The sequence below is a fragment of the Microlunatus aurantiacus genome (assembly GCF_039536605.1).
Lineage (GTDB): Bacteria > Actinomycetota > Actinomycetes > Propionibacteriales > Propionibacteriaceae > Microlunatus > Microlunatus aurantiacus.
Window position 1 is genome coordinate 509,977 of record NZ_BAAAYX010000002.1, and the last position, 25,352, is coordinate 535,328.

Genomic DNA, 25,352 nt, shown 5'->3' on the forward strand with positions numbered 1-25,352 from the left:
CGCCTACCTCGATCACCGCTGCCGCCGTACCGACCACCAGCCCGAGGTGCCTGACCCGCCCGGTGCGGGCAGCCCGACCGACGAGAGGTCGGCGCCGGTGCTGACCCCGAGCGGCTGGTCGGTGTCCAGGTCCCGCACCTCGTAGTGGGCCTGCGGCTCGAGATCGGTCGGCAGGATCGGCGCCCAGCTCCACTGCGGCGGCAGCAGGAAGGCGGCGACGACGTGCTCGTCCCCCGAGGTCAGCTGGAAGGCTGGTTGCCGGTGGCCCTTCTCCTCCCGCAGCGGCTGGTCGGTCAGCGGCCGCAGCAGTCCGTCGACCAGCAGCGGTCGGACGGACCGCTCGTAGACCCGCAGGTGGTGTCGCAGGCGTTCCCGCAGGTCGGGGCGCAGCTGGGTCAGTCGGACCGAGATCCCGAAGCGGTGCAGCATCGCGGCCCTGATCTTGGTGTCGAACGCCGCCGGGGTGATCAGGGTGCCGGAGTAGTCGACCTTCTGGAACCGGTGCTCACCCCGCCACTCGCTCTGCGGCCAGTGCAGCAGCTGGCGCGGTGGGAGCAGCCGGGCCGCACCCCACAGGCAGGTCAGGTGGTGCTCGGTCCAGTCGGGGTCGGAGAGGAAGAAGCCGTCGACATGGGCGGCCAGGCCCGCGTCGATCCGCAGACCACCCGAGGAGCACGCCTCGAAGACCGTGTCCGGGTGGGCGGCGGCGAGTCGGTCCAGCACCGCGTACAAGCCGAGGTAGTGCCGGAGCAGGCCGTCGTCGGCGTGGTGCCCATGATCATCGCGCCGGCAGCCCGAGCCGGGGTCGAGGTTGAAGTCCCACTTGATCCAGCGGGCCCCCGTCTCGTCGATCAGCCGGGCGACGTGATCGTGCACGTGCGTCCGGCCGGCGGGGGAGCCCAGACAGACGTAGCCGAGCGGGCCGTCGTCCGTGCGGGCGACGATCTCCGGGTGCTCGGTCGCGACCGACGCACCCGGGCCGATGGCCTCGGCCTCGATCCAGATGCCGAAGGCGATGCCCCGCCGGCGGGTCTCCGCGGCCAACCAGGCCAACCCGTGCGGAAAACGGGCGGTGTTGACGCGGTGCCAGTCGCCCCGCTCCGCGACCCAGTCACTGTTCGCCTCGGGACGGCCGAACCAGCCGGCGTCGAGGACGGCCACCTCGAGTCCCAGGTCCGCCGCGACCGTCGCCTCGGCCAGGAAGGTTGCCTCGTCGATCTCGGCGTCCTCGTACGGCCACCAGTGGTTCCACTCCGTCAGCAGGCCGGCCGCCGACGGGGGCACCTGCCCGGAGAGCAAGGCGGCCAACGCTGCCCCGGCGTCGGCAGGCGTCTCACCGACGGCGACGCTGACCTCGGGCAACCGGAGTTGTTCGTCCTCGGCCAGGATCACCAGCTGTCCCTCGGGATGGAGGCCGACCGCGATCTGCGTGCCGTCGGATCCGGGGGTGATGACGAAACGCCAGTTGCCACTCCAGTGGACGGTGACCACGACGACACCCGCGTCGGTCTCGGCGGCCAGCCAGGGCAGGGCGCCGTTGCTGGAACGGCCGCTGGTGACCTCCCAGACGACCTGCTCGTCGGCCACCAGTGACCGTGGCTCGAACTCCAACCCCCACGAGCTGGTGAAGCCGGACAGCGCGTGGACGGCGGGCAGCTCGATGATCATCAGGTCGGGGCTGGTGCCGGCCGGGTCGGTGGGTCCCGTGACGGTCGTCGCCCAGGTCGCCCCCGAACCGGCTCGGCGAACGAGCTCCGGGGCAGCGCCGGTGCCGGCCGGCAGCACGCGATAGACGTCGTTCACCGCGCCGCCCCCGCCGTCACCGTGGCCGGGCTCGGCTCCAGCACGATCTTGCCGGCGGGATGCCCGGCCACCAGCTTCTCGTACCATGACTGCCCGGCCTCCAGACCGGCGTGCACGATCTCGCCGTGGAAGTCGACGTCACCGGACTGCAGCAGCGCGACCGCATCGGCGAAGTCCGTGGGTGTGTAGGCGAAGCTGGTCACGCACGCGACCTCGCGCCGGATCAGATTCCGCACCGGCAGCATCGACTCGCCCGCGTGCAGCCCGACCAGGCACACGTCACCGCCGGCCCGGACCGCCTGCACCGCGCTCTGCCGGGTCTGGCTGCTGCCGACCGCATCGAACACGGCGTCCACCCCGTGACCGCCGGTGCGCTCCCGGACCAGGTCCAGCAGCTCGTCGTCGCCGTCGGGCAGCCGTACGCCTCCGCTGGCACGACCGGCCGGCACCCGTCCGTCCATCCGCTCGGTGAAGAGCAGCACCTCGACTCCCTTTCGTCGCAGAGCTTCCAGCAGCAGCAGCCCGATCGGCCCGGCCCCCAGCACCAGGGCCGAGCCGCCCGGTCCGACGCTGGTCCGACGGACGGCGCGGAGCGCACAGGCGGTCGGTTCGGCGAGGATGATCGTGTCCGACCCGTCGGCGTCGATCGGGTGCAGGGACCCGGCATCGACCACCACCAGCTCGGCGTTGCTGCCGTTCACGTGACCGCCGAGCAGTCGCCGGTCCGGGCACACGTTGGGTCGTCCGGCACGACAGATGGGGCAGTGACCGCACGACCACAGGGGGTTGACGGTGACCGGGCTGCCCGGCTCGAGGCGCCGGTCCGGCGGCACCCCGGGTCCGTACGCGTCCACGAGCCCGATCAGCTCGTGGCCGAACACCAACCCGGGGTGCCGCAGCCCGTCGGTCCCCCGAAACCCGCCGAGCTCGGACCCGCAGATCCCCGACTGGGTGACGCGCACCCGCACCTCGCCTGCTCCCGGCTGCGGGTCCGGGAGATCGACCAGCTCGAACCTGCCGACCTCGGCGAGGACCAGGGCGCGCATCAGGTCAACAGCTTGGTGGCGCCGTCCTGCATCTTCTGGGCGGCGTCGGCCGGGGTCAGCTTGTTGTTGAACAGCTGATCGAAGTTCGGTCCGAACACCTCGTTGAAGATCTGCTGCATGTTGCCCGTGTAGATGTCCCCGATCCGGGCGTTCGGCAGGTTCTCCATCGCGTCGGTGAACCCGTCCGGCATGCCGTCGAGCATGTCGGTCCCACTGCGGGCGGCGTTCTGCAACGGGATCCAGTCGTGGTTCTTGGCCATCGTCGACTGGAACGTGGTGGCACTCCACAGCGCGAAGGCCTGGGCGGCCGAGATGGCGCCCGACTTGGCCGGTACCACCCACCCGCCCAGCCAGTAGGGCGCCGTGCTGTTGCCCTGGTAGAGGGGGAGCGGCGCCATCGCCCACTCGTCCTTCATCTGGGTGTAGGACGCGATGTTCCAGGTCCCACCGGGCATCATCGAGTAGGCGCCGGAGGAGAACCCGCCGTTGTTCTCGCTCACCGCCGCGCGCTCCTCGGGCCGAGGCGCCACGTGCTTGTCCCACATCAGGTCCTGGACGAACGTCATGGCCTCGATGACCTTCGGGTCGGTCATCTGGAACGCGGTCGGCTCCAGCGGCTTGTCCACGAAGGCGGTGCCGGCGGCCCAGGCCAGCGTCTGGATCCCCCACCAGACGCCGAGGTCGCCGATGTCCAGACCCCACTGGGTGACCTTGCTGCCACTGGACTTGGTGAGCTTCGGCGCCACCTCGATCACCTTGTCCCAGGTCCAGGTGGCGTCGGGGTAGTCGATGCCGGCGGCGTCGAAGTGCGTCTTGTTGTAGAACAGGGCCATCGACTGGATGTTCTCCGGCACGCAGTAGAGGTTGCTGCCGTCGAACTTCCAGGGGTCGTAGAGCTTGGTCGGGTAGGTCGCCGCGTCGACCATCTCGGTGGCGTCCACGGCGGGCTGCTGGTCCAGGACCAGACCCTTCTTGAAGTGCGCGTACGCCTGCACGTCCCAGTAGTAGATGTCGAACGGCTTGTTGGCCGCGTACTGCAGCTGGATCTTCTGCCAGTACTGGTCGTAGGGCAGGAAGTTGATCTTGGCGGTGAACTTCCCGGCCATCTCGGTGTTGAACTGGGCGACGCGCTTCTTGAAGTTGTCGTCGATGGTGGGGCCGTTGGTCCAGGCCAGCACCTCCAGGTTGGTGCGTCCGAGGACCTCGGTGCTGCTCGGGGCCGGCGCCTGGGCGGCGGGCTCGTCGCCGCCGGAGCAGCCGGCCAGGGTGAGGGCGGTCGCGCCGAGCAACCCGCCGAGCAGGGTGCGACGACTGACCGGGACACGGTGGAACGGACTCGAGCTGACCATGAGAGATCCCCTTCGTTGGGTGCTGGTGCTGGTGCTGGTGCGGGCGTTGGGTGTGGCCGGGGTGGGTCGCTACTTGCTGACGCCGCTGACGGCGATCCCCTTGATGAAGTAGCGCTGGGCGAGCAGGAAGACGACGATCGAGGGCAGGGCGGCGATGGTGGTGGCGGCCATCAGCAGATGGGTCTGTGGTCCGATCCGGGGTGAGCCGCTGAAGTAGGACAGGGCCACCGCGATCGTGTACTTGGACTCGTCCGACAGATAGATGACCGGTCCGAAGAAGTCGTTGTAGGCAGCGACGAAGGTGAACACCGACACGGTGGCGATGACCGGCCAGGACAGCGGCAGGAAGATCGTCCACCAGATCCGCAGGTAGCCGGCGCCGTCGATCCGGGCGGCCTCCTCCAGCTCCTTGGGGATGCCGAGGAAGAACTGCCGGAACAAGAAGATGAAGAAGGCCGAGCCGAAGAACGCCGGCAGGATCAGCGGCTTGAACGTGTTCAGCCAGCCGAGGTGGTTGAACACGATGTAGGTCGGCACCAGGGTGACGGTGGTGGGCAGCATCAGCGTGGCCATCAGGATCAGGAAGATGGCGTTGCGACCGGGGGCCTTGAGCCGGGCGAACCCGTACGCGCAGAAGGAGCAGCTGAGCAGCGTCCCCACCGTGACCAGACCGACGATCGTGGCGGTGTTGAGGATGTAGCGCTGGAACGGGACCAGCTGCAGGACCTCGGGGTAGTTGCCCCACTGCGGCGAGAAGATCCACAGCGGCGGCATCCGGAACACCTGGTCGGGCGCCTTGAGCGAGGTGAGCACCATCCAGATCACCGGCATCAGCACCAGCAGGCAGCCGAGCGACAGGGCGATGGTCACCAGCCAGGAGCCGAGGGTCATCCGGGGACGCGTCTTGCTGGCCCGGAACGACCGGACGGTGGTGCTCACTTCTCCTCACCCGCCTCGGAGTGCACCCACATGGGCATCGACCGGAAGACGAGCAGGGTGAAGACCAGGATGATGGCGAAGGTCACCCAGGCGATCGCCGAGGCGTAACCCATCTTCAGGTACTGGAAGGCGTTCTGGTAGAGGTAGACCGATAGCAGCAGGGTGGAGTTGTTGGGCCCGCCCTTGGTCAGCACGAACGGTTCGGCGAACACCTGCAGGCTGGCGATGATGCCCATGATCAGGTTGAAGAAGGTCACGGGTGACAGCATCGGGACGGTGACGTGCAGGTGCTGCCGGAGGCGGCTCGCCCCGTCGACCTGCGCCGCCTCGTAGAGCTCCTTGGGCACTCCTTGCAGACCGGCCAGGTAGATCAGCATGGTGCCGCCGAAGCCCCACAGGCTCATGAAGATGAGCGCCCGCAGCGCCCACTGCTCGTCGGTCAGCCAGGCGGGGCCGGCGATCGCGAGCCGCGCGAGGCCGGCGTTGATCAGCCCGTACTCGCCGTTGAACATCCACTTCCACAGCGTCGCGACCGCCACCCCGCTGATCACGCTCGGGAGGTAGTAGGCGGACCGGAAGAACGGCAGGGCAGGGATCTTGGCGTTCAGCATGATCGCCAGGACGAGCGCGATCAGCATCGTGCAGGGGACCGACACCAGCCCGTAGACCAGCGTGACGCTCAACGACTTCCGGAAGAGGTCGTCGGCGATCAGGTCGGTGTAGTTCTGGGTGCCGACCCACTCCGGTGAGCTGAGCAGGTCGTAGGAGGTGAAGCTCAACCACAGCGAGGCGATCATCGGACCCAGGGAGAACAGCAGCAGTCCGAGGACGGCCGGGGCGATGAACACGTAGCACCACAGTGCCTGCCGCCGGGCCAGCGTGCCGCGGCGCCGCTGCGGCTCCTGGACGGCCGGAGTCGACCGGGAGGCCGACGCGAGTGCGGTCATACCCTGCTCTCTTCGTTGAGTATTCCGATTATCGGAACGGCTTTCCTCTGAGTGGGATGGTGTTATCGTACGACAGCAGTCGACGTGGTCAAGGGCCTGGCACAACGGATGCGTATCGGTGGGTGGTGAACGATGTCGGACGGCGGGCTGACGGGCTCGGCGCGCGTGCTGGCCATCCTGCGCTGCCTGGGGGAACGGCCGGCGGGCGCCCGGCTCGGCGAGGTAGCTCTGGCGGTCGAGGCCCCGAAGTCCAGTGTGCACAGGGCTCTGGCGGCTCTCGTGGACAGCGGTTTCGCCCGGCAGGACGCGGACGGCGTCTACCACCTCGGCTTCGACCTGCTGCAGCTCGTGTTCGGTTACCACGAGGCCCAGCAGTCCAGCCTGACCGTCGAGCCGGTGCTGCGTCGGCTGGCCGACGCCACCGGGGAGACGACGCACTACGGCGTGCTGGTGGGCGCCGACATCGTCTACCAGGCCAAGGTCTCACCGACCCGGAAGACGTTCCAGATGAGCTCGGTGATCGGCGGTGGGAACCCGGCCTACCGGACCGGTCTGGGCAAGGCGCTCCTGATGCACCGGCTGCACGACCTCCCAGCGGTCCAGGACTACGTCGACCGGCACGGACCGTTGGTGGCCCGGACCGCCCACACCCTGGTCAGCGCCGACCAGCTCCACGCCGCCTTCGTCGAGGGCCGGCAGCGCGGCTACGCGCTGGACCTGCAGGAGAACGACCTGGGGATCGTGTGCATCGCGTTTCCCTTGTTCCTCGACTCACCGACCGTCCCGGCCGGTGCGCTCAGCATCAGCGCCGTGTGCAGCCGGACCTCTGCTGCCGACCTGATGGCTCAGGCCCCGATGGTGCGGGGGATCATCAGCGAGGAGCTGGGGGAGCGGGTGCTGGCGCCCGAGCAGCCGACGGTCGACGAGGCGCCGGGCCGGCCCCGGACCCGACCCCAGCAAGGAGACCGTTGATGCCGAACCCCTCGCGTCCGACCCCGTCGATCCCGTCGGCGGCTCCGCCGCGGGTGCCGGACCTGACGATCACCGACGTGCGGGCCGTGTTCTGCCGGTTGGACCAGGTCGACGCCGAGCGGTGTGACGGCACCCAGGACACGCTCCTGATCTTCGTCACGGCCAGCGACGGGACCGTGGGCGTCGGCGAGGTGGACTCCGCGCCCCTGGTGGCCAAGGCCGTGGTGGAGGCGGAGCCGTCGCACCTGATCGCCCGCGGGCTCCGCTCGATCCTGCTCGGACGCAACCCGCTGGACATCGACGTCTGCTGGCACGCCATGGTGGACGGCAGCCGCTACTTCGCGGGCGGCGCGACGATGCACGCGATCAGCGGGGTCGACATCGCCTTGTGGGATCTGGCCGGCCAGGTGCTCGGGGTGCCTGTCGCCCGACTGCTCGGTGGGGCGCGGTCGTCGTGGTTGGACGCGTACGCCAGCCTGGTGATGCCCGACACCGCGGCCCTCGCGGCGCGCGAGGCGGCACGCTACGCCGAACGCGGCTACCGCAGGATCAAGTTCGGTTGGGGCCCGATCGGTCAGGACCTCGCCTTCAACGAGTCGCTGGTGCGGGAGATCCGCCGGGCCGCGGGCGACGACGTGACGATCATGATCGACGCGGGGCAGGTCTGGGACACCAAGACCGCGCTGCGGATGGCGTCCATGCTCGAGTCGTACGACGTGGGGTGGCTGGAGGAGCCGGTGGCCCCGGACAACCTGACCGGCTACCGGGCGCTGGCCGACCGCAGCTCGCTGGTCATCGCCGGGGGCGAGGCGGAGAGCGACTACGGCGCGTTCGAGCGGCTGATCGACGAGGGCGGTGTCGACCTGATCCAGCCCGATCTCGCCCGCTGCGGGGGACTCACCCAGGGGCGGCGGCTGGCCTGGCTCGCCCACACCCGACACCGGCGGGTCGTCCCGCACGCGTTCAAGAGCGGGGTGCTGGTGGCCGCCTCGACCCACTTCGCCGCGGCGATCCCCGGCGGCGGCCTGATCGAGCACACGGTCTCGACCTCTCCGATCGCCCGCGACCTGGTGCGTCGGGAGATCGAGTTCGTCGACGGCCGGGTCCGGGTGCCGCTGGACCGTCCGGGTCTGGGGATCGAGATCGACCAGGCGGTGCTGGAGCGCCTGCGTGTCCGCTGACGCCCTGGCCTCGTCGGCGACGAACCCGCGGGTGAGCACGGAGTGGTCGCTGGCCGGTCAGCCCGCCGTGGTGCTGGAGAACCGGCACCTGCGCGCCGTGCTGCTGCCCGGTCTCGGTGGCAAGATCATCAGCCTGGTCGACAAGGCGGCCGACAACGAGCTGCTCTGGCGCAACGACCGGGTGCCGGTCCGGCCGGTGCCGTTCGGCGCCGGCTACGACGACGCGTTCCTGGGCGGCTGGGACGAGCTGTTCCCCAACGACGAACCGGAGGTCCTGGCCGGTGAGGCGATGCCGGACCACGGCGAGCTGTGGTCGGTGCCGTGGGAGGTCCGGCGGGTGGCCACCGCCGCCGGTGAGGCGGTCCTCGAGCTGCATGTGCGGACGCCGATCTCGGCGACGAGCGTGACCAAGCGGTTGGTGCTGGGCCGCGGTCCCGAGCTGCGCACCGACTACCGGGTCACCAACACCGGGCGCCGGGATCTCCCGTTCCTGTGGAAGTCCCACGTGGCCGTCCGGGTGCACCCCGACACCCTGATCGACGTGGCGGCCGGGGCGGTCGACGTGCACGCCTTCGGAGAGCCGCGTGTCCGGCCCGAGGGCGGCCGGTTCACCTGGCCGGACGTGGTGCTGGACGGGGTCGAGCACGACTTCCGCCGGGTGCCGGACACCGTCGGCGGCGGCGTGTCGGAGTTCCTGCTCGCCACCGCCCTGACCGAGGGTCGCTGCGGGGTGCAGCACCCCACCGCCGGCAGCGGACTCACCCTCACCTGGGACCCCGCCGAGCTGCCGTCCTGCTGGACCTTCGCCTCGTACGGCGGCGGCTGGCGTGGACTGGACGTCCTGGTGCTGGAGCCCTGCACCGGCCACCCGCTGTCGGTGCTCGACGGGGTGGCGGCCGGCACCCACCAGGTCCTGCCGGCCGGGACCACCCGGACGTGGTCGCTCGCCGCCCGGGTGGGTCGCGTCGGGTAGTCAGCTGTCAGTCGTGGTGCTCAGCCGTCCCGGTGGCCACGACCAGCTCGTTGGGGGTGACGGAGAGGGCGGTCCTCGTGATCACCGCGCCCGTGGTCAGATCCACCGACATGACCGACGAGGTGGCCGGGTCGGTGACGTAGGCGATGTCGCCGCTCACCTTCAGCGTCGGCCGCGGGGACTGCCACTCGTCCGGCTCCGTCCACGACGCCATCAGCGCGAGCGAGGTGGTGATCTTGCCCGAGGTCGGGTCGATCACGTGCAGCGCGCCGTCGGTCCCCAGCACCAGCGCCTCCCCCTTCGGTCCGCGCCCCAGCGACCGGAAGGTGTACGACGACGGCAGGTCCACCAGGGTCAGCTTCGCCTTCTTCGTGTCGATCAGGCTGACGCGGGTGGGGCGCTCCAGCTCGGCCTCCTCGTCGACCTTGTAGTCACCCAGCACGACCGGGGAGACGTCGCTGCCGGCCTGGTTGCCGATCCGGCCATAGTCGTCCGGGCTGGCGACCTTGGTGAGGGTCCCGTCGCGGTAGACCAGCGCGCCGTCGGTGCAGCCGATCACCACCGTCTCGTCCTCGGCGGTGGCTTCGCCGTGCACGCCCGGGCATGCGGTGCTCTCGTCGATCTCCCGGTTCTCCTGGTCCAGCACGCGGATGCCCGTACGCGCCTCCTGGGTGCCCGCGGAGACGACCAGGCGTCGATCGGCCAGCTCGAGGGCGACGCCGTGGTGCGCGTGCGGGGTGGTGTAGTCGCGACGCGTCGCGGACGGGTCGGCGATCTTGTCGCTGTCCACGACGGTCACCCGGCCGGTGCTGTCGTCGAACAGGGCGGTCCGGCCGTGGTGCGGGACCGCGTGGCCCGGTTCGCGGGAGGGGTAGGTGAGGTCGGTGAGGGCCGGCGCGGAGGTGTAGAAGTGCCCGTGGTCACCGTGTGAGGACCCCCAGGTGCCGGCGTCGAGGACGCGGAAGCCGCCCTCGGTGGACACGAGCACGTGGCGACCGTCGCCGGCCGGGTTCAGCCGGTTGAAGCCGGACAGCGGCAGGTCGGCGAGCACCTCGAGGGTGGCGGCGTCGAGGATCTGCACCCCACCGTCGTAGGTGACCGTGAGGCGTGGTGTGGCTGCCGCCGCCTCGGCCGGCCGGGCGGCCGCAGAGGGGGCGGACGGCGACGCTCCATCGGTTCGGGCGGCGGGATCGACATCGGTGCCGCAGCTGCTGAGGACCGCCGCACAGGCGAGCCCGGTCAGCAGGGCGAGGGGTCGTCGGATCGATCGGCGGGGGAGGACGAGGGGCATGGCGGGTTCGCTCTCTGGTTCGGGGAACGGCTGGGCTGTGCAGGTGCAGTGGAGCCGGCACTCTAACAAATATGAGAATCATTTTCATTAGATGCTGGGTTTCCGCCGCGAGCCGCCTCGCCCCTATCCTTCGCCGGGTGACATCGGACTCCCGGCCGGCATCGAGACCCCAGCGCCCGTTCGTGGTCGGCGTGATCGGCGGCGGCCAGCTCGCCCGGATGATGGACGAGGCGGCCACCGGCCTGGGACTGCGGCTGCGGCTGCTGGCGGAAGGCCCCGACACCTCGGCGGCGACCGTCGTGCACGACGTCACCGTCGGCGACTACACCGACCCGGCCACCGTGAAGGCCTTCGCCGCCGGCTGCGACGTGATCACCTTCGACCACGAGCACGTGCCGACCGACCTGCTGCACGAGCTGGTGGACGCCGGGATCGCGGTACGACCGGGGCCGGAGGCCCTGGTGCACGCGCAGGACAAGGCGGTGATGCGCGACCGGTTGAGCGCCCTCGGGGTGCCGTGCCCGACCTACCGGGTGGTGCCGGATGCGGCCGCCCTGGTCGCCTTCGGTGACGAGATCGGCTGGCCGGTGATCGCCAAGACCTCGCGGGGTGGTTACGACGGCAAGGGGGTCTGGAAGCTCGACTCGGCGGCCGAGGCGGACCAGCCGTTCACGCACCTCACGTCGGGCGTCGTGGTGGTCGGGGAGGAGTTCATCGACTTCCGCCGCGAGCTGAGTGCCTTGGTGGTGCGGTCGCCGTCGGCCCAGGCGGTGGCCTATCCGGTGTCGGAGTCCGTGCAGCGCAACGGGGTCTGCGTGGAGACGACCACACCGGCACCCGGGCTCGACGACGATCGGACGGTGCAGATCCAGCAGCTGGCCCTCGGCATCGCCCACGAGCTGGGGGTGGTCGGACTGCTCGCCGTCGAGCTGATGGAGCGGCCGGACGGCACCGTGGTGGTCAACGAGCTCGCCATGCGCCCGCACAACACCGGGCACTGGAGCATCGACGGCGCGCACACGTCGCAGTTCGAGAACCACCTGCGCGCGGTGGTCGACCTGCCGCTGGGGGACCCGGCGGCGCGCGAACCGTGCACGGTGATGGCCAACGTCCTCGGGGGCTCGGTCACGGATCTGCCCTCGGCGCTGCTGCACTGCTTCGCCCGGGACCGGCGGCTGCGGGTCCAGCTGTACGGCAAGGAGGTCAAGCCGGGCCGCAAGGTCGGGCACGTGACCACCTACGGTCGCGATCTCGACGACGTCCGCAAACGCGCTCGGCACGCCGCCGGCTACCTGATGGGAGAAGACGTATGAGTGCAGCAGACGGCCCGCGGGTCGGCATCGTGATGGGCTCGGACTCGGACTGGCCGGTGATGAGCGCCGCCGGGGACGCGCTGACCGAGTTCGGCATCGCGTACGAGGCCGACGTCGTCTCCGCGCACCGGATGCCGGAGGCGATGGTGACCTACGGCCGGGAAGCCCACACCCGGGGACTCGAGGTGATCATCGCCGGGGCCGGGGGGGCCGCCCACCTGCCCGGGATGCTGGCGGCGCTGACCCCGCTGCCGGTGATCGGCGTGCCGGTGCCGCTGACGTACCTCGACGGGATGGACTCGCTGCTGTCCATCGTGCAGATGCCCAGCGGGGTCCCGGTGGCGACCGTGGCGATCGGGAACGCCCGCAACGCCGGGCTGCTGGCGGCCCGGATCCTGGCCACCGGCGATCCCGAGCTCACCGCCCGGCTGATCGGCTTCGCCGACCAGCTCCGGGCCACGGCCGAGGCGAAGGGTGCCGCGGTCCGCGACGCCGTCGGCGGGGTCTGAGTCGTGGCCGGCGTGATCACCGAGGCCGTCGGGGGAGCGTCCCTGCTCCTGAAGGGCCTGCGCTTCCTGACCCGACGCCCCCGCCTCTTCTGGCTGGGGGCGGTGCCGCCGCTGATCATGTCGGTGCTCTTCGCGGTGCTGCTGGTGCTGCTGCTCACCCGGCTGCCCGACATCGGGGGCGCGCTGACGCCGTTCGCCGACGGGTGGGGAGCGGCGGCCAGGAGCACGGTGGAGACCCTGGCGGCGTTGGGGGTGCTGGGGGCGACGTTGTTGGTCATGATCATCTCGTTCAGCACGCTGACGATGGCCTTCGGTGCGCCGGTCTACGACAAGATCAGCGAGGCGGTCGACTCCGAGCTGTCCGGAGCGCTGCCCGACCCCGGTGAGAGCTGGCGCAGCTCCCTGCCACGGGCTCTGCGGCAGTCGGTCGCCCTGATCGCGATCTCCGTGCTGGCGGCGGCCCCGCTGTTCCTCGCCCAGTTCATCCCGGTCGTCGGGCAGACCGTCATCCCGGTGGTCTCGGCCTGCTTCGGTGGTTGGATGCTCTGCTTCGAGCTGATCGGTCCGAGCTTCGAACGCCGCGGCTTCCCGATGCTGGCCCAACGTCGTGCGGCCATGCAGCGCCGCCGTTGGCGGGTACTCGGGTTCTCCGTCCCCTGCTTCCTGCTGCTGGCGATCCCGTTCGTCGCCGTGGTGGTCTTCCCGGTGGCCACGGCCGGTGGGGTGTTCCTCACCCGGGAGCTGCTGACCTCGCCCGAACAGGCAGGATCGGGCCTGAGCCCGTCGACGAGCTGACCGGACCGGGGTGGTCAGCGGGGCGCCGGGGCGGTGCTCTCCCGCTCCACCAGCACCGGGGTGGAGTCGAGGTGAGCCGCGGGCTCGGCGCCCACCAGCAGATCGAACAGCCGCCGTCCCACGTGCGCGCCGAACGCCATCACGTCGTGGTGCATGGCCGACAGCTTGGGGTGGGTGATGGTGCAGAGCGCGGAGTCGTCCCAGGCCAGCAGGCTCACGTCGTGCGGCACCGAGATGCCCAGCTCCGAGAGCGCGGAGAGCCCGGCGATGGCCATCAGGTCGTTGTCGTAGACGATCGCGGTCGGTGGCTCGGGGTGGTCCCAGAGCTCCCGGGTGGCACGGCCGCCGGCCACGTCGGAGAAGTCGGCGTGCAGGATCGTGCCGGTGAGTCCCTCGGCCGCCACGGCCTGGGTGAAGGCGAGGTCGCGCACCCGCGTGTGGCTGAGGCCCGGGGTCCCGGCGACCCGGCCGAACCGGCGGTGGCCGAGCTCGACCAGCCGGCGGACGGCGGAGGCCATGGCTGTGGCGTCGTCGGTCCACACGGTGGTGAAGCCGCCCGTCATGGCCGGGTCGCCGACGAAGACCGCCGGCACCCCGAGCTCACCGAGAGCGGCGACCCGCGGATCGGACACGCGGATGTCGACCACGACGACAGCGTCCACCCGCCGCTCCGACCACCACCGGGGATAGAGCTCGAGCTCGTTCTCCGCGGTGGGGGTCAGCTGGAGCAGCAGGGCGTACCCCCGGCGGGAGAGCTCGCTCTGCAGACCGGCGACGAACTCCATGTAGAACGGTTCGGAGCCCAGGGTGCGGGGGTCGCGGGCCAGCACCAGGCCGAACGTCTCGGTGCGCGAGCCGCTGAGCATCCGGGCGGTCCGGTTGGGAGCCCAGCCGAGCTCCTGGGCGACGTCCAGGATCTTGTGGCGGGTCTCCTCCGACACCCCGGGGCGACCGTTGAGGGCGTACGAGACGGCACCCTTCGAGACACCGGCGCGACGGGCGATGTCGTTGATGGTGACGCGGCTCATGGTGGCACGAGACTAGCGACTGAACCGGTTTTGCGATACGGCCGACATCAGCGCCCTGCCTGCCTTCCCTGAACGTCCGTTTGGTGAAAGGGTGGACGACGTCCACGAACACCATGAGCCGGTTCCCGGCTCCGTACGAGGAGAAGCATGCCCAACCCAGACCAGCTGTCGGTCCAGCTCTACACCGTGCGTGGGGCGCTCGAGGAGGACTTCGACGGCACCCTGGCCAAGATCGCCGCGTTCGGCTACACCCAGGTCGAGCCGTTCGCCTTCACCCGCTACCTCAGTGAGCTGACCGCCGGGCTGAGCGCCCACGGGCTGACCGCGCCGACGACCCACATGGGGCTGCTGGCCGCCGACGACCAGGACGAGATCCTGGCCGCGGCTCGGGAGCTGGGCATCAAGACCGTCATCGTGCCGTCCAGCCCCCGGACCGCGTGGGAGACCGCGGAGGGCATCGCCGGGGTCGCCGCCGACCTCAACGCGGCGGCCACCAAGGCGGCCGAGTACGGTCTGACCGTCGGCTACCACAACCACGAGTACGAGCTGGTTTCGACGATCGACGGCGTGCACGGTCTCGAGGTGCTCGCCGAGCAGCTCGATGACGGTGTGGTGCTGGAGGTCGACACCTACTGGGCCCACGTCGGAGGTGCCGACGTCCCCGCGCTGCTGGAGCGGCTCGGGGATCGCGTCGTCGCCCTGCACATCAAGGACGGAGACGGATCGTTGGACAACAAGAAGCAGGTGGCGGTCGGGTCGGGCTCGGTGCCCGTCGACGACTACATGGCCGCCGCCCCGAACGCGCTGTTCGTGGTCGAGCTCGACGACTCCGAGGGTGACCTCGTGGAGGCCGTCGGCGCCAGCCGGGCGTACCTGGTCGCCGGTTCTGCGGACAAGGGGGGTGCTCGCTGATGACCGGCAAGGGACCCGTCGGCGTCGGCATCATCGGCGCGGGCGTGATCAGCGGCACCTACATCGAGAACCTGAAGTCGTTCGCCGACGTCGAGCTGCTGGCCATCGCCGACCTCTACCCGGAGATCGCGGCGGCCAAGGCGGCTGAGTACGGTGTCGCGCTGCACGGCGCCAACGACGTGGTGCTGAACCACCCCGACATCGAGCTGGTCATCAACCTGACCCCGCCCGCGGTGCACACCGAGGTCTGCGGCAGCGCGATCGCCGCCGGCAAGCACGTCTGGAGCGAGAAGCCGCTGGGCCTGAACCGGGAGAGCGGCAAGGCCCTGCTGGAGGCCGCCGAGGCGGCCGGCCTGCGGGTCGGCTGTGCCCCGGACACCTTCCTGGGCTCGGGTCTGCAGGCGGTCAACGGCGTGCTGGCCGGCGGTGTCATCGGCCGACCGCTGAGCGCGCTGTTCCTGATGCAGCAGCCCGGCCCGGACCTGTGGCACCCGAACCCCGCCTTCCTGTTCCAGGAGGGCGCGGGCCCGCTGTTCGACATCGGCCCGTACTACTTCACCGCCGCGGTGCAGATGTTCGGTCCGGTCGAGTCCGTGGCCGCCGTCGGCTCCAAGGCCCGCGAGCGCCGCACGATCCACGCCGGTCCCAAGGCCGGCGAGGAGTTCGACGTCACGGTGCCGAGCCAGACCACCGCCCTGGTGAGGTTCGAGAGCGGCCAGGCACTGACCCTGGTGCTGAGCTTCGACTCCGCCGTGCCGCGGATCCTGCTCGAGGTGACCGGCACCGAGGCCTCGCTGGAGATCCCCGATCCCAACATGTTCGACGGTGAGATCAGGCTGCGCCGCCCGGGCGGCGAGGACTGGGAGCCGCTCGAGTCGACGGTGGCCAAGTCGCAGCGCGGCACGGGGGCGCTGGACATCGCCCGGGCCATCCGACAGGACCGTCCGCACCGGGCCACCGGCGCGCTGGCCTACCACGTGCTCGACATCATGGTCTCGATCGCGGAGGCCTCGGAGTCGGGACAGGTGGTCGCGGTGCAGAGCACCGTCCAGCCGTCCGAGCCGCTGCCGGCGGACTGGGACCCGTTGGCCGCCACGGTCTGAGGTCTGCCCGCCCCGGGGTCTTGCTCGGGCGTCCCGGGTCTGCTTGGGTTTGTCGGTCTCGCTCGGTCTATAGACCGAGCAAGGCCGACAAACCCGAGCAGATCTGCGTTCGGGCTGAGCAGATCGGCGTTCGGGCTCGTCCGTGCCGACCGGGGCGACGCCGGGCCGGGGGTCAGCCCAGGTCGTTGACGCTGCGCAGCACCGGCCTGGCCGTCAGCGCCACCTCGTCCACCGCCGCACCGCTCACCACGAACGTGTGGGTGTCGCCGGCGGCCAGCGTGACCAGGCCCGAGTCGACCCGGGCCGCGGCGCCGAGCCGGTCAGGGAACAGGGCCGCGTCCTTGACCAGCGCACGAGCGGACAGCCGGACCCGGTAGCCGTCCTCGACGGGGGTCACGTCGACCGCGTACGCCTCGTCGGGTCCGACCAGCCGCAGCGCCGTGTCCTCCACGAAGTAGCCGTAGGCGGTTGCCGGGGCGTCGCCGGTGACCGTGGCCACCAGGAACTCACCGGTGGGGTCGTCGGTCGTCACGACGTCGGCGTCCAACGCCACCGTGATGGCCGAGCGGGCGTCGAGGTGGAGCGGCAGCCGCTGCTCGGCCAGCACCGGCGAACCGTCCCCGGTGCCACGGCGGGCGATCACCAGCTCACCGGTCCAGGCGTCCGGGGCGTCGTTGTGGGCGACCAGGGCCAGCACCTCGACACCCGGGTCGGCGGTGCGGTCGTGGTCGGTCCTGGGCTGGAAGGTGAGCAGCCGGTCGGCGTAGACGCGTTTCAGCGCGTGCCACAGCGGCTTGCGGATGCCCGCGTGGTCCACGGCCGCCCAGGACACGACCGGCCAGTTGTCGTTGAGCTGCCAGACGATCGCGCCGGTGTTGCGCGGGTAGAGGCTGCGGAAGTGCTCGATCCCGTACGCCACCGCGCGGGCCTGGTTGAGCGAGGTGAGCCAGTGCCAGTCGTCCATGTCCGGCGTGGGATCGGACCGCCACACCGGCAGATGATCACCCAGACCCCTTTCCAGCTTGAGGTTCCCCTCGTGCGCCTTCTGGTGCACCAGCATCTGGGTGCCGTACGGGTCGGCCGGCTGATCATGGACGACGGAGAACAGCGTCGACCAGGCGGCCGGGCCCTGGAAGCCGAACTCGGACACGAAGCGGGCCGGGTAGTCGCGGTAGTGGGTGTAGTCGAGCTGGTTCCAGACGTCCCAGATGTGCACGGTGCCGCTGCGCGGGTCGTTCGGGTGGTGGTAGTCGGCGTAGGAGAACGGGCTGCCGGGGGAGTACGGCGTCCGCGGGTCCAGCTCGGCCACGATGGCGGGCAGCAGCTCGGTGTAGTAGCCGTTGCCCCAGCTGCGACCGGCCAGCTGCTGCCGCCAGCCCCACTCGACGTAGCCCCAGATGTTCTCGTTGTTCCCGTTCCACACCACCAGGCTGGGGCGGGACGCGAGCCGGGCGACGGCCTCGCGCGCCTCGGCCACGACCTCGCTGCGCAGCGGCTCGTCCTCGCTGTAGGCGGCGCAGGCGAACAGGAAGTCCTGCCAGACCAGGATGCCCAGCTCGTCGCAGACGTCGTAGAAGTCGTCGCTCTCGTAGATGCCGCCGCCCCAGATCCGCAGCAGGTTGGCCCCGGCGGCAACCGCTTCGCCGATCGAGCTGCGGTAGCTGTCGGGCGTGAGCCGGGTGAGCAGCGCGTCGTCGGGGATCCAGTTGAAGCCCCGGACGTAGATCGGGGTGCCGTTGACCACCAGGGAGAAGCCGGTGCCGTACGCGTCCGGGGTGGTGACCAGCTCGGCGGTGCGGAAGCCGACGGCGGCGGCGAAGGACTGGCCGGCCACCTCGACGGTCACGTCGTAGCGCGTCTGGGCGCCGTGGCCGAGCGGCCACCACAGCTCCACCTCCGGGACGGTCAGCTCGAGCACGACGGACGTCTGCCCCGGTGACGCCTCGGTGGTGACGGTCTGGCCGGCCAGGGTGACGGCGACCTCGACGGCGTCGCCGGCCCGGTCGGCCCACTCCAGCTCGACGTGGGTCGCCAGCCGACCGCTGGTGCCCTCGACCAGGGCGAGGGGACGCACCGACGCCAGCCGTACACCGCTCCACGACTCGATCCCGACCGACTTCCAGATGCCGACGCCGGCGAGGTCGGGACCCCAGTCCCAGCCGTAGCCGGCGGCCATCTTGCGGATCGCGTTGAACGGGTGCGCGTACGCCCGCGGACGGTCGCCGAGCTCGGCGGACAGCCGCTCGGCGGCGCTCACGGGGCCCTCGAAGCGGATCTCGAGGTCGTTCTCGCCGTCACGGAGGGCGGAGGTGACGTCGAACCGGTACGACCGGTGCTGGTTGGCGGTGCGGGCGATCTCGGTGCCGTTCAGCAGCACGGTGGCCACGGTGTCCAGTCCGCCGAAGACGAGGTCGTGCCGCTGCTGGTCGCCCCGCTGGAACGCGAACATCGTCCGGTACGACCAGTCGGTCGACCCGATCCAGTGCAGCCGGTTCTCGTTGTCGCCGTCGAAGGGGTCCGGGATCAGGTCGGCGGCCAGCAGGTCGGCGACCACCTCGCCGGGAACGGTCGCTCGGATCGGCGTCGCGCCCACCGCACTCCAGTCGGCGGGCACCCCGGTCAGCGGCGAGAGCTGCCAGCCGGTCCCCGCGGGGGAGTCGGCGGTGTCCAACGAGGTGCGGCGGAAGGTCGGGTCCGGGGATGCGGAAGTCACGACGACCAAGGCTACTTGACCGGTTAAGTAGCAACAAGGTTTCGCAGTGGCACCTTGTTACTCACGAGTAGGGTCGACGGCTATCGTGGGAACCGTGAGTGCGTTCGACGAGATCTACACCCCCACCGAGGAGCACCGGGCGTTCCGGGCTGCGGTGCGCGAGGTGTGCGACGAGAAGGTCGCCCCGCACGCTGCGGAGGCCGACGAGCTGGGCGAGTTCCCCAAGGCCTCCTTCGAGGCGCTCCGGGCCGCCGACTTCCATGCCCCGCACGTGCCCGAGGCGTACGGCGGTGTGGGCGCCGACGCCCTGGCCGTGGTGATCGTGATCGAGGAGATCGCCCGGGCGTGCGCGTCGTCCTCGCTGATCCCCGCGGTCAACAAGCTGGCCTCGCTGCCTTGGCTGCTGGCCGGGTCCGACGAGCTCAAGCAGCGCTACCTGCCCACCCTGGCCAGCGGTGACGCGATGGCTTCGTACTGTCTGTCCGAGCCCGAGGCCGGGTCCGACGCCGTCAGCATGAGGACCCGCGCCGTGCGCGACGGCGACGACTGGGTGCTCAAAGGCACCAAGCGGTGGATCACCAACGCGGGTGTCTCGGACCTCTACACCGTGTTCGCCGTGACCGACCCCGATCAGCGGTCCCGCGGCATCAGCGCCTTCGTGGTCGAGAAGGGCGACGAGGGCGTGTCCTTCGGCGCCCCCGAGAAGAAGCTCGGGATCAAGGGTTCCCCGACCCGCGAGGTCTACCTCGACGACGTCCGGGTCCCCGGTGACCGGCTGATCGGCGCCGAGGGGACCGGTTTCGGCACCGCCATGAAGACCCTCGACCACACCCGGGTGACGATCGCCGCGCAGGCCGTCGGGATCGCCCAGGGCGCCCTGGACTACGCGCTGGGCTACGTCCAGCAGCGGCAGCAGTTCGGCAAGGCGCTCGCGGAGTTCCAGGGTCTGCAGTTCATGCTGGCCGACATGGGCATGAAGCTCGAGGCCGCCCGCCAGCTCACCTACGCGGCCGCGGCCAAGTCCGAGCGCGGGGACGCCGATCTCACCTACTTCGGCGCCGCCGCCAAGTGCTTCGCCTCCGACGTGGCCATGGAGATCACCACCGACGCGGTCCAGCTCCTCGGCGGCTACGGCTACACCAAGGACTACCCGGTCGAGCGGATGATGCGCGACGCCAAGATCACCCAGATCTACGAGGGCACCAACCAGGTGCAGCGGATCGTCATGGCGAGGCAGCTGCTGGCGGGTCTGCCGCAGGTCTGACCGGCGCCGTTCTGTCAGTGGGCCTACCTAGCATCGCTCCATGGGGAGTCAGGAAGACGAGCTGGACTGGCCGGGTATCAAGGCGGCCGCGTTGCAGGCACTCGACGCCGCGATCCTGATCGCCGGCCGCAGCGCCAAGGGCGTGCTGGTGCAACAGCATCCCGTTCCCTGGCCGCCCGACCACAACCGGCTCACGCTGGTGCCAGGTCCAGCCCGCGGTGTCTACTGGCGAGACTGCCAGTACTTCGCCGTCGACGCGGATCTCTCCGATCGTCCACCGCATCGGCAGCCGCTGGAGCAACCGGTGTTCAACCCGAAGACCAGGACACTGAGACTCGACGTCCCCGACGCGACTCGCGATGCGCTCGCGGCGGTCACGAGGGTGCGGGTCTACCGGGTGGATGACCAGGACCTCAAGCTGAAGCTCAAGCTGCGCGCAGCCCTGACCGACGTGACTCGTGGCCCACGGATAGCCGATCTCTGGTCCCGCGGGCGCCGCGAGCTCAGCCCGTCGAGTGCGCGGCAGCAGCTGAACGAGGGACAGCGACGGGCGCTCGCCGCCATGACGTCGGAGGGCGGGTGCTTCGTGTGGGGCCCGCCCGGCACAGGGAAGACGACGGTGATCACCAGTGCCGTGCGCGACGCCCTGCAGCACGGCCGTTCAGTTCTCCTCTCCTCCCACACGCACGTAGCCGTCGACAACGTGCTCGAGGCGCTGATGGCAGAGGACGCCAAGGCGGGACGACCGCTGCTCGAGCTCGGCGCTGTGGTGCGGAACCCGCCAGCGGACGAGACGAAGATCCTGCCCTCGGTGCGCGACCATCCGCACCTCCTTCTGGACAAGGCGGCAGCGGCCGCGGTCAACCTCGTCGAGCGGTCCGAGTCCCTTCGTGCGGCATCGCGTGAGAACGAGGGGAACCCCACCCGAGAGGAGGAGCCTCGGCTCCGCAACGAGCTCGACGACGCCGGGATAGACGTGGTCGAGGTGCGGGCGCTGAGGAAGGTCGTCGAAACTCGAGAGCTTCTCTGCGGTGTCCGCGCTGAGCTGGAGGAAGCAGCGGACCACGAGCGAGAGGCGGTCGCGAGAAGTGCCGAGAAGACGGCCGCCCTTCACCAGGTCGCCGGAGCCGCCGACGAGCGGCGAGCGATAGAGGGGCTGCTGGGGCAGGCGAAGGACCTGCTGGCGGGAGCGGCGGTGGCTGTCGAGGAGAGTGAGCGGTCGTGCGCCGTCGAGCGCAGGCGTCTGGCCGAGGCGCGTGCTGTGCGGACCACTGCCGCGGCGGCCGCGCAGCTCAAACGCGCGATGATCCTGCCGTGGACGGCAAGCCGGCGCCGGCGGGACCTCGCTGCCAGTGACGTCGAGGTCGTGAGCCGCGAGGAGGCGTACGCAGCCGCGACGGCGGGTCTCCGTGTCGCCGAACGCGAGCAGACCCTGAGAAGGCGCCAGATCAGTGACCTCGAGCCACGTCTCGAGCGGGCCGTCGAGCGCGCGCACGCCGAGTCCGTCGCTGCGTCAGAGCTGGACCGCGCGGTCGCCGCGGCGAACGCGGCGAAGGCGGCCGCGGATCGCCTCAGGTCGGCCGAGGCTGCCTTGCAACAGATGCCGACGGACCCTGATCACGAGACCCGGATCGCGAGGCTTCAGGACCTCGGGGCCTTCGTGCTGGTGACGCGCTACAACTCAGTCCTGCAGAAGCTGGCGGAGCTGGACGAGGAGCTGGCAGAGCTGAAGAAGGCGGAGGAGAAGCTGAAGGACGAGTACCAGGCGACTCGACTGACGCTGTTGGCTGAGGCTCCGGTGATCGCCACCACGCTCACCAGCCTCGCCTCCAACCGCGAGCTGGCCAAGCGACGCTTCGACGTCGTGATCATCGACGAGGCTGCCAGCGCCGAGGCTGCGTCGATCGTCTACGCCGGCTCCCGGGCCGACCGCACGCTGGCCCTGGTCGGCGACTTCTTGCAGAACGCCCCGATCGCGGAGGTCGACGACGCCGTCGACGATGAGACCCGCAGGATCGTTGCCTGGCAGTCGAAGGACATCTTCGGCCTGGCAGGCATCCACGACCGCTGGACCGCGGAGCGGCACCCGCGCTGCGTGGCTCTCGTCCGGCAGTACCGCTATCCCTCCATCGTCGGGGACGTGGTCAACGCCTTCTGCTACGCCGGCCTCCTGGAAAGCGATCGGCCGAGCAAGGACAGCGACGGAAGCACGATCACCTTCATCGACACGTCGGGTGGTGGTGTGCACCTGGAACCCCGCAACGGATCCTGGGTGTGTCGACCCACGCAGGCGGCTGCGCTGCTGCTGGCCCAGCGGCTCGTCACCGAGCATCCTGCCGACACCCTCGGTTACGTCAGCCCGTACGCCCCTCAGGCGTTGGCGATGGAGTCGGCTTTCGACCGGGCTGGACTTGCTGTGCAGGCCGGCACGGCGCACCGCTTCCAGGGCCGTGAGTTCACCCGGGTGATCATCGATCTCATGCAGGACGACCGGCCGCGGTGGGTGGCGGCGGCCGATCTGAGCGGACCAGCTCGAGCGGTCAGCGCAGCCAAGCTCCTCAACGTCGCTCTGACCCGCGGGAGGAAGCAGATCTTCCTGATCGGCAGCTGGCCGTTCGTGGTCGGCTGCGACAGCCCGGGTATGCGTGCGCTGGCGGGGCTCGAGGGCAAGGCCAACTTCGAGAGGCGAGGGCTCGGCGACCTGGGCTGACGACTGACCGAGCGTGGGTAGTGCGCCGCATCGTCGCAGGACCGGCCTAGCATCGGCTCGATGGAAGCCCGGAAGCCACCGACGGGCGGCTGGCTCGATCAGCACCCGGTCCGCCGCGTCACGGAGCACCCGTCCCACCCGCTGCCGCGCCACCGCTGGCCGGCGACGCTCCCCGCGGTGCGGCAGCTGCTGGACGACGGGCTCGATCTCGGCGGGCTGACCATCCTGGTCGGGGAGAACGGGGCCGGGAAGTCCACCATCGTGGAGGCCGTGGCGATGGCGTACGGGCTGTCCCCCGAAGGTGGCTCGACCGGTGCGCGGCACTCGACCCGACCGTCGGAGTCCCCCCTCGCCGACCACCTGCAGCTGACCCGCGGGGCGGGCGCGGCGCGTTGGGGCTACTTCCTCCGGGCCGAGACGATGCACGGGCTGTTCAGCTACCTGGAGGACAACCCCGGCGGCGACGACCCGACCTTCCACGAGCTCAGTCACGGTGAGTCCTTCCTGGCCATGCTGAGCACCCATCGGTTCACCGACCCGGGCTTCTTCGTGCTGGACGAGCCGGAGGCGGGCCTGTCCTTCGAGAGCCTGCTGGTGCTGGTCGGTCTCCTGGCCGCCGACGCCCGAGCCCAGGTGCTGGTGGCCACGCACTCACCGGTGCTGACGGCGATCCCGGGGGCGACCCTGCTCCAGCTGGACGGCGACGGTCTGACCCCGACCGCCTGGGAGGCCCTGACGGTGGTGGACCACTACCGCCGGTTCCTGGGCAATCCGATGCAGTACCTGCGGCACCTGCTCCCGGAGTGACCGCGCTAGAGCTCGACCTCGTCGAAGACCAGCATCGTCGCGCCACCGGTGGCGAAGCTCGCCAGATCCTCCGCCGCGGCGCCCCCCTCGGGTGAGCCGAGACCGGCCTGCAGGTCCGCCATCGAGGCGAAGGTCATGGTGGCGACCCGGTGGTAGGGCGCCGGGCCGTCCGGGGTGCCGACCGGACCGACGCTGACCGTGATCGATCCCAGACCCGGCACGGCTTTGACGAGTGGCACGTGCTGCGCTTCGTAGTGGGCGTCGAACGCCGACGGATCGGTCGGGGGGTTGTAGAGAACCACCAGCTTCGCGCTCATGAGCTACCGCCTGTCGTCAGCCTCGGACCGAGAAGGAAACCGTACGACGGGACCAACGGGCTGTCGACGCCGTCACTTCGCGTACTTGGCCAGGTCGCTGGTGTCGCCGCGCGCGACGTCGGCGAACATCGCCTTGGCCTTGCTCTCGTGCCACAGGACCGCCGAGCCGACCGGGGTCGAGGCGCCCGGGTTCGACACCGGGACGGTGAGGGTGAACCCCCCGCCGCTGGAGACCTTCCGCATGGCGTTGGCCATCCGCGCCATCTCGATGAAGGTGGTGTCGTCGCCGATGGTGATCGCGTCCGCGGTCGCGGTGGCCAGCGTGACGTAGCGCACCGGGTTGATCACCGTGGCCGGCGAGGCCGACTCCTTCGCGATGGCGGCCAGCATCTGCCGCTGTCGCTGCACGCGGCCGAGGTCACCCAGTGGGTCGGCCTTGCGCATCCGCACGTAGCCGAGGGCGTTGGTGCCGGACAGCGTCTGGCAGCCCTTCTTCAGGTTGAGGTGCGAGTCGGCGTCCTTGATCGCCTTCGGCAGGCACATCTCGATCCCACCCAGCGCGTCGATGACGTTGACGAAGCCGCCGAAACCGATCTCGGTGTAGGCGTCGATCCGCAGCCCGGTGTTCTGCTCCACGGTCTGCACCAGCAGCTCGGGGCCACCGAAGGCGTACGCGGCGTTGATCTTGTTGGTGCCGTTGCCGGGGATGGGCACGTAGGAGTCGCGGGGGACCGAGATGAGCGCCGGCTTGCCGCCCGGGGGGATGGACAAGATCATGATCGTGTCGGTCCGCTGGCCCGCGGTGCTGCCCGTGCCGAGCTTCTTCTTCTCCGCCTTGGTCAGGCCCTCGCGGGAGTCCGAGCCGACCAGCAGCACTGTCGTGCCGGGTTGGTTGCCGGGCCGCTCGCCGGCGGGGACGTCGTCGACGCGCTCGATCCTGCTCCAGGCGTAGACCGGGACCGCGATCAGCCAGACGAGCAGGGCGGCCAGCAGGGCCGCGAGCACGGCCAGGACCCGCCGGACGGGCCGCTTGCGCTTCGGGGGCTTGCCGGAGGCGCCGCCGGGGGGCGGACCGCCGGGCGGCCCCTGGGGTGGCGGTGCCGGCCGCGGTCGGACGGGCCCGGGCGCCTGCGGAGGCCCGTACGCCTGGGTCGGGGGCCCGTACGCCTGGGTCGGAGGCCCGCCGTAGGCCTGGCTCGAGGGTCTGTACGGCTGCGGGGGCGTGGGGTCGGGAACCGGCCGCGGGGGCTGTGCGGGCGCTGCCGGTCGACCGGCGGCAAGCGCCTCGGGCGGCAGCACCTGGGTCGGTTCGGGGTCGGACCGACGGCGATCGTCGCGGCCGTACAACCAGTCCAGGTCGTCGTCGCCACTCGGAGCCAT

The 25,352-nt window shown here is 70.6% G+C and carries 21 protein-coding genes; 11 read left to right on the forward strand and 10 right to left on the reverse strand.

What is annotated here, in order from left to right; genetic code table 11:
* Window positions 1–12: 12 nt before the first annotated feature.
* The 5 genes from ABD714_RS02525 to ABD714_RS02545 form a co-directional block, all read right to left on the reverse strand.
* The gene (locus ABD714_RS02525) at window positions 13–1,803 is read right to left on the reverse strand and encodes a glycoside hydrolase family 36 protein (RefSeq protein ID WP_344810689.1); all 1,791 of its coding nucleotides are present in this window, start codon (window positions 1,801–1,803) and stop codon (window positions 13–15) included.
* A complete protein-coding gene (locus ABD714_RS02530; RefSeq protein ID WP_344810690.1) occupies window positions 1,800–2,849 on the reverse strand; it encodes a zinc-dependent alcohol dehydrogenase in 1,050 nt (349 codons plus the stop codon). Before ABD714_RS02530 ends, ABD714_RS02525 begins: the two co-directional genes overlap by 4 nt.
* Window positions 2,849–4,198, reverse strand: a complete 1,350-nt coding sequence (locus ABD714_RS02535) for an ABC transporter substrate-binding protein (protein WP_344810691.1) — start codon at window positions 4,196–4,198, stop codon at window positions 2,849–2,851. Before ABD714_RS02535 ends, ABD714_RS02530 begins: the two co-directional genes overlap by 1 nt.
* Window positions 4,199–4,267: 69 nt before the next feature.
* Window positions 4,268–5,137, reverse strand: a complete 870-nt coding sequence (locus tag ABD714_RS02540) for a carbohydrate ABC transporter permease (RefSeq protein WP_344810692.1) — start codon at window positions 5,135–5,137, stop codon at window positions 4,268–4,270.
* Entirely contained in the window at window positions 5,134–6,084 is a 951-nt protein-coding gene (locus ABD714_RS02545) for a carbohydrate ABC transporter permease (RefSeq protein WP_344810693.1), read from the reverse strand. Before ABD714_RS02545 ends, ABD714_RS02540 begins: the two co-directional genes overlap by 4 nt.
* A gap of 132 nt (window positions 6,085–6,216) precedes the next feature.
* On the opposite strand from ABD714_RS02545, the gene ABD714_RS02550 reads away from it, so the two are divergent.
* Genes ABD714_RS02550 through ABD714_RS02560 form a run of 3 tightly spaced genes read left to right on the forward strand, consistent with a single transcriptional unit; the run spans window position 6,217 to window position 9,210 of the window.
* A complete protein-coding gene (locus tag ABD714_RS02550) occupies window positions 6,217–7,056 on the forward strand; it encodes an IclR family transcriptional regulator (RefSeq protein WP_344810694.1) in 840 nt (279 codons plus the stop codon).
* Window positions 7,056–8,237, forward strand: coding sequence for a mandelate racemase/muconate lactonizing enzyme family protein (locus tag ABD714_RS02555; RefSeq protein WP_344810695.1), 1,182 nt, complete (start codon window positions 7,056–7,058; stop codon window positions 8,235–8,237). Before ABD714_RS02550 ends, ABD714_RS02555 begins: the two co-directional genes overlap by 1 nt.
* Entirely contained in the window at window positions 8,227–9,210 is a 984-nt protein-coding gene (locus tag ABD714_RS02560; RefSeq protein ID WP_344810696.1) for an aldose epimerase family protein, read from the forward strand. Before ABD714_RS02555 ends, ABD714_RS02560 begins: the two co-directional genes overlap by 11 nt.
* A 7-nt stretch (window positions 9,211–9,217) precedes the next feature.
* Here ABD714_RS02560 and aztD read toward each other — a convergent pair whose 3' ends face one another.
* Complete coding sequence (aztD, locus tag ABD714_RS02565) at window positions 9,218–10,501, reverse strand: zinc metallochaperone AztD (RefSeq protein WP_344810698.1); 1,284 nt, start codon at window positions 10,499–10,501, stop codon at window positions 9,218–9,220.
* 137 nt (window positions 10,502–10,638) lie between these two features.
* Between aztD and ABD714_RS02570 the strand changes: the two genes are divergently transcribed.
* The 3 genes from ABD714_RS02570 to ABD714_RS02580 are packed head-to-tail and all read left to right on the forward strand — an operon-like array spanning window position 10,639 to window position 13,118.
* Window positions 10,639–11,814 (forward strand): 5-(carboxyamino)imidazole ribonucleotide synthase, encoded by a 1,176-nt coding sequence (locus tag ABD714_RS02570; RefSeq protein ID WP_344810699.1) that lies wholly within the window; start codon window positions 10,639–10,641, stop codon window positions 11,812–11,814.
* A complete protein-coding gene (gene purE / locus ABD714_RS02575; RefSeq protein WP_344810700.1) occupies window positions 11,811–12,323 on the forward strand; it encodes a 5-(carboxyamino)imidazole ribonucleotide mutase in 513 nt (170 codons plus the stop codon). The genes ABD714_RS02570 and purE overlap by 4 nt, the downstream gene beginning before the upstream one ends.
* Before the next feature lie 3 nt (window positions 12,324–12,326).
* Window positions 12,327–13,118 (forward strand): EI24 domain-containing protein, encoded by a 792-nt coding sequence (locus tag ABD714_RS02580; RefSeq protein WP_344810701.1) that lies wholly within the window; start codon window positions 12,327–12,329, stop codon window positions 13,116–13,118.
* 14 nt (window positions 13,119–13,132) lie between these two features.
* Here ABD714_RS02580 and ABD714_RS02585 read toward each other — a convergent pair whose 3' ends face one another.
* Entirely contained in the window at window positions 13,133–14,146 is a 1,014-nt protein-coding gene (locus ABD714_RS02585; protein WP_344810702.1) for a LacI family DNA-binding transcriptional regulator, read from the reverse strand.
* 147 nt (window positions 14,147–14,293) lie between these two features.
* On the opposite strand from ABD714_RS02585, the gene ABD714_RS02590 reads away from it, so the two are divergent.
* Together ABD714_RS02590 and ABD714_RS02595 are read left to right on the forward strand one after the other, a co-directional pair.
* Window positions 14,294–15,058 (forward strand): sugar phosphate isomerase/epimerase family protein, encoded by a 765-nt coding sequence (locus tag ABD714_RS02590; RefSeq protein ID WP_344810703.1) that lies wholly within the window; start codon window positions 14,294–14,296, stop codon window positions 15,056–15,058.
* Entirely contained in the window at window positions 15,058–16,161 is a 1,104-nt protein-coding gene (locus tag ABD714_RS02595; protein WP_344810704.1) for a Gfo/Idh/MocA family protein, read from the forward strand. The genes ABD714_RS02590 and ABD714_RS02595 overlap by 1 nt, the downstream gene beginning before the upstream one ends.
* 172 nt (window positions 16,162–16,333) lie before the next feature.
* Here the strand turns inward: ABD714_RS02595 and ABD714_RS02600 are convergent, their stop codons facing one another.
* Window positions 16,334–18,874 carry a glycoside hydrolase family 2 protein gene (locus tag ABD714_RS02600; RefSeq protein ID WP_344810705.1) on the reverse strand — a complete coding sequence of 847 codons (2,541 nt, stop codon included), beginning with the start codon at window positions 18,872–18,874 and terminating at the stop codon, window positions 16,334–16,336.
* A gap of 94 nt (window positions 18,875–18,968) precedes the next feature.
* Between ABD714_RS02600 and ABD714_RS02605 the strand changes: the two genes are divergently transcribed.
* The 3 genes from ABD714_RS02605 to ABD714_RS02615 are packed head-to-tail and all read left to right on the forward strand — an operon-like array spanning window position 18,969 to window position 23,655.
* The gene (locus tag ABD714_RS02605) at window positions 18,969–20,138 is read left to right on the forward strand and encodes an acyl-CoA dehydrogenase family protein (RefSeq protein WP_344810706.1); all 1,170 of its coding nucleotides are present in this window, start codon (window positions 18,969–18,971) and stop codon (window positions 20,136–20,138) included.
* Window positions 20,139–20,178: 40 nt separating this feature from the next.
* A complete protein-coding gene (locus ABD714_RS02610) occupies window positions 20,179–22,848 on the forward strand; it encodes an AAA domain-containing protein (protein WP_344810707.1) in 2,670 nt (889 codons plus the stop codon).
* A 60-nt stretch (window positions 22,849–22,908) separates the two neighbouring features.
* A complete protein-coding gene (locus tag ABD714_RS02615) occupies window positions 22,909–23,655 on the forward strand; it encodes an AAA family ATPase (protein ID WP_344810708.1) in 747 nt (248 codons plus the stop codon).
* Between the two features lie 5 nt (window positions 23,656–23,660).
* On the opposite strand, the gene ABD714_RS02620 is transcribed toward ABD714_RS02615, so the two are convergent.
* Together ABD714_RS02620 and ABD714_RS02625 are read right to left on the reverse strand one after the other, a co-directional pair.
* Window positions 23,661–23,972: an EthD family reductase gene (locus ABD714_RS02620; RefSeq protein ID WP_344810709.1), complete on the reverse strand. Its 312-nt coding sequence runs from the start codon at window positions 23,970–23,972 to the stop codon at window positions 23,661–23,663.
* Window positions 23,973–24,044: 72 nt separating this feature from the next.
* The gene (locus ABD714_RS02625) at window positions 24,045–25,352 is read right to left on the reverse strand and encodes an LCP family protein (protein ID WP_344810710.1); all 1,308 of its coding nucleotides are present in this window, start codon (window positions 25,350–25,352) and stop codon (window positions 24,045–24,047) included.